Origin of the sequence: Mesorhizobium sp. M8A.F.Ca.ET.021.01.1.1, from assembly GCF_003998025.1 — a bacterium.
Taxonomy (GTDB): Bacteria; Pseudomonadota; Alphaproteobacteria; order Rhizobiales; family Rhizobiaceae; genus Mesorhizobium.
The window spans coordinates 1-3384 of the sequence record NZ_RZSJ01000641.1 but is presented as its reverse complement, the minus strand read 5'-3'; the positions used below and the strand labels follow the sequence as shown (position 1 = coordinate 3384).

At 62.3% G+C, this 3384-nt stretch carries 4 protein-coding genes and 2 pseudogenes; 3 read left to right on the top strand and 3 right to left on the bottom strand.

Annotation, left to right across the window (positions count from 1 at the left end):
• The 3 genes and pseudogenes from EOA36_RS31335 to rpmG all read left to right on the top strand — a co-directional run.
• Positions 1–217: pseudogene (locus tag EOA36_RS31335) on the top strand (MFS transporter); the annotation flags it as partial.
• 111 nt (positions 218–328) lie between these two features.
• On the top strand, positions 329–787 hold the full coding sequence (locus tag EOA36_RS31330; protein ID WP_127280748.1) for a hypothetical protein: 459 nt from the start codon (positions 329–331) through the stop codon (positions 785–787).
• A 155-nt stretch (positions 788–942) separates the two neighbouring features.
• The gene (gene rpmG / locus EOA36_RS31325) at positions 943–1110 is read left to right on the top strand and encodes a 50S ribosomal protein L33 (RefSeq protein ID WP_006201775.1); all 168 of its coding nucleotides are present in this window, start codon (positions 943–945) and stop codon (positions 1108–1110) included.
• A 123-nt stretch (positions 1111–1233) separates the two neighbouring features.
• Here rpmG and ugpC read toward each other — a convergent pair whose 3' ends face one another.
• The 3 genes and pseudogenes from ugpC to EOA36_RS31310 form a co-directional block, all read right to left on the bottom strand.
• Positions 1234–2301: a sn-glycerol-3-phosphate ABC transporter ATP-binding protein UgpC gene (ugpC, locus tag EOA36_RS31320; protein WP_127280747.1), complete on the bottom strand. Its 1068-nt coding sequence runs from the start codon at positions 2299–2301 to the stop codon at positions 1234–1236.
• Between the two features lie 3 nt (positions 2302–2304).
• The gene (locus tag EOA36_RS31315; protein ID WP_245464521.1) at positions 2305–3081 is read right to left on the bottom strand and encodes a carbohydrate ABC transporter permease; all 777 of its coding nucleotides are present in this window, start codon (positions 3079–3081) and stop codon (positions 2305–2307) included.
• A gap of 70 nt (positions 3082–3151) precedes the next feature.
• Positions 3152–3384, bottom strand: a pseudogene (locus tag EOA36_RS31310) (sugar ABC transporter permease); the annotation flags it as partial.

Below are 3384 nucleotides of genomic sequence, written 5' to 3'. Positions count from 1 at the left end.
TGCCCATCTCGGATCGCAGCTCTCCGGCCACGAACTGGCGTCGGCCAATGCTGCTTTCGTGCTGTGCTATGGCGTCGGGATGGTGCTTGGGCCGCAGGCGATCGGCATCGGCATGGACAGTTTCGGGCCTTCCGGCTTCGGCTGGTCGCTCGGCCTTTTCTTCGGCGCCTACATCGCCCTGGTCTGCTTCAGGCTCGTTCGCAAGATCCTGCTGTAGAGCCCAACCCGTCGCTTATCGGCACTGCCCAGCGACAGGCTGCTGACAGAACCGTGTCAGCAGCCACCGGTTAAAAGGGTGTCCTAAAACACCTGAACCGAGGACACTCCGATGATCGACAGCGGCTTTGAAACCACTTCGCTGCGAATGACCCTCCTGCTGCTCGTCAGCTTCCAGGCTCCGGCTGCCGACGTCGACCGCATCATGGACGCGGTTGTGGCGATCGCACCGCTTGCCATGGGCAAGTATGACCGCAATGCCTATCAGTCGGCGCGCGGCATCGAGCGCTACAGGCCCCTTGAAGGGGCAGCGGCCGGCGCCGAAACCGAATTGCGCCGCCGCCCGGGCACGGTCGAGGTTTCCTTCGAATTACCCGACGACCAGGCGCTGGCGGCCCGCGTCGTCGAGGCGATTTTCCAGGCCCATTCCTATCAGGAGCCGGTGATCCGCATCCAGCCGATCCTTGCCAGCCGCTCCAAGGGGCTGGACGACCGCGCCAATCCGAATCGCTGGTGGAACACGACCGGAGACTGGAAGAAGGTCGCGGTATCAGAGGCGCAAACCGTCTGATTTATGCATACCGGGCAGCTTGAGCGGGCCACATCGGGTCCGCCGGGCTTGACTTTCCAGGCACGTTCTTTATGTGTCGCGCCAAGTTTCCCGCGTCCGGGTGTTTTCCCCGTGCTCCAGCGGCCAAAACTCCACGAACATAACGGACTGAGATCATGGCCAAAGCCGCAAACATCAAGATCAAGCTTCTGTCGACCGCCGACACCGGTTTCTTCTACGTCACCAGCAAGAACAGCCGTACCAAGACCGACAAGCTGTCGTTCCGCAAGTACGACCCGGTCGCCAAGAAGCACGTCGAATTCAAGGAAACCAAGATCAAGTAATCTGGGTTTTCCCTCTGGAATGCAAAAACGCCGCCCGATGGGCGGCGTTTTTGTTTGCAAGGCGGAAGGCTACGGCTGGGTGCGCTCAGCCCGGCTGAATTCATTCAGCCTGACTGAATTCATTCAGCCGATACGGTCGCCGCTTTCCCTGTCAAACAGATGCAGCGACGCCGGATCGGCCGCCAGCCGCACGACGTCGCCGGGTTTCACGCCCGCGCGGCCCATGGCAAAGACGCAAAGCTGCTGGCCGGCCAGCTTGACATAGAACTGCGTCGACAGGCCGAGCGGCTCCACCACACCGACTTCGCCTTGCAGCGCACCGTCATCGGCCAGCCTTATATGCTCGGGCCGCAGGCCGACGGTGATGACGTCGCCATCCCCGAGCGGCAATCCGTCCGGCAGCCGAAGCTTCTGGCCATCGGACAATACGGCGTCCATCTTGCCACCCTTCTCCACCACCGCCGGCAGGAAATTCATGCCCGGCGAGCCGATGAAGCCGGCGACGAACATGTTGGCCGGCCGGTCATAGAGATCGAGCGGCGCGCCGACCTGCTGGATCAGCCCGTCATGCATGACGACGATCCGGTCGGCCATGGTCATCGCCTCGATCTGGTCGTGGGTGACGTAGACCGAAGTGGTCTTCAATTGCTGGTGCAGGGCCTTGATCTCGGCGCGCATGTGGACGCGCAGCTTGGCGTCGAGGTTCGACAGCGGCTCGTCGAAGAGAAAAACCTTGGGATCGCGCACGATGGCGCGGCCCATGGCGACACGCTGCCGCTGGCCACCTGACAATTGCCTGGGCAGGCGTTGCAGGAACGTATCCAGCCCCAGCCGCCTGGCAGCACCATCGACGCGAGCATCGATCGCCGGCTTCTCGGCCTTTCGCAACATCAGGCTGAAGCCCATGTTCTTCGATACGTCCATATGCGGATAGAGCGCATAGGACTGGAACACCATGGCGATGTCGCGATCCTTCGGCGCGACATCGTTGACCAGCCGCTCGCCGATGCGGATTTCGCCGCCGGAGGCCTCCTCCAGCCCGGCGATCATCCGCAAAAGCGTGGACTTGCCGCAACCTGACGGTCCGACCAGCACGACGAACTCGCCGTCGGCGATCTCGAGATCGACCGCATGCAGGACGCGCACGGCGCCGTAATCCTTGCGAACCTTTTCGAGCGTGACAGAGGCCATCGATCATCCTTTGACGGCGCCGGCGGTCAGGCCGGTGACGAGATAGCGTTGCAGGAAGGCGAAGAAGATGCAGACCGGGATCAGCGCCAGGATCGACGCCGCCATCATCTGCCCCCAGTCGACGGCAAACTTGCCGATGAAGGTGAGCAGGCCGACGGCGAAGGTCTTCTGGTCGTCGCTGGAAATCAGCATCAGCGCGAACAGAAGCTCGCTCCATGCCGCGGTGAAGACGAAGCCCAGTGTCGCGCCCATGCCTGGCAGGGTCAGCGGCACGATCACCCGGCGCATTGCCTGCGCACGCGTGCAGCCGTCGATCATCGCCGCCTCTTCGAGGTCCTTCGGGATGCCGTCGAAGAAGGACTGCATCAGGAAGGTGGCGAAGGCAGTGTTGAAGGCGGTGTAGATGATGATCAGCCCGGTCAGACTGTTGATCAGGCCGATCTGGCCCATCACGCGGTAGATCGGCGGAATGACCATCACCAGCGGAAAGGTCTGGGTCAAAAGCAGCATCAGCGCCAGCGCCGCCTTGCCGCGAAAGGTGAAGCGCGACGTGGCGTAGCCGGCAAGCGTGGCGATCACCGTCACCAGGGCAGCCGTCGACACCGAGACGATGACGCTGTTGATGAAATAGCGCGGGAAATCGGTGGCTTCGAGCACGGTGATGAAGTTCTGTAGCGTCATGTGCGACGGCCAGAAGGTTATGCCTTCGGAATAGAGAAGCCGCTCCGGCGTGACCGAGATCTTCAGCGTCCAGTAGATCGGGAACAGTGCGAAGACCACATAGGCCGCGATTGCCGCGTAGAGACCGACGCCGCCGAAAACCGTTGTGAAGCAGAGCGTCCCGCGATCATCAGACGTGCCTCACAAGCGAGCGGCGGATGGCGATCAGCGCAATCGCATAGGCGATAAGCAGGACGAGCAGCAGCACGGCCACAGCCGAGGCATAGCCCTTGTCCAGCGACTTGAAGGCGCTGACATAGATGTAGACCGGCACCGTGTTGGTCGAGCCGGCCGGCCCGCCCTCGGTCATGACGAAGATCAGGTCGGCGAAGGTGGCGATCCAGATCGTGCGCAGCATCACCG

Excerpts from the sequence above, each read along its gene's own strand:
- ugpC (WP_127280747.1), bottom strand. The coding sequence starts at position 2,301 with ATGGCCTCTGTCACGCTCGAAAAGGTTCGCAAGGATTACGGCGCCGTG.
- EOA36_RS31330 (WP_127280748.1), top strand. The coding sequence starts at position 329 with ATGATCGACAGCGGCTTTGAAACCACTTCGCTGCGAATGACCCTCCTG.
- rpmG (WP_006201775.1), top strand. The coding sequence starts at position 943 with ATGGCCAAAGCCGCAAACATCAAGATCAAGCTTCTGTCGACCGCCGAC.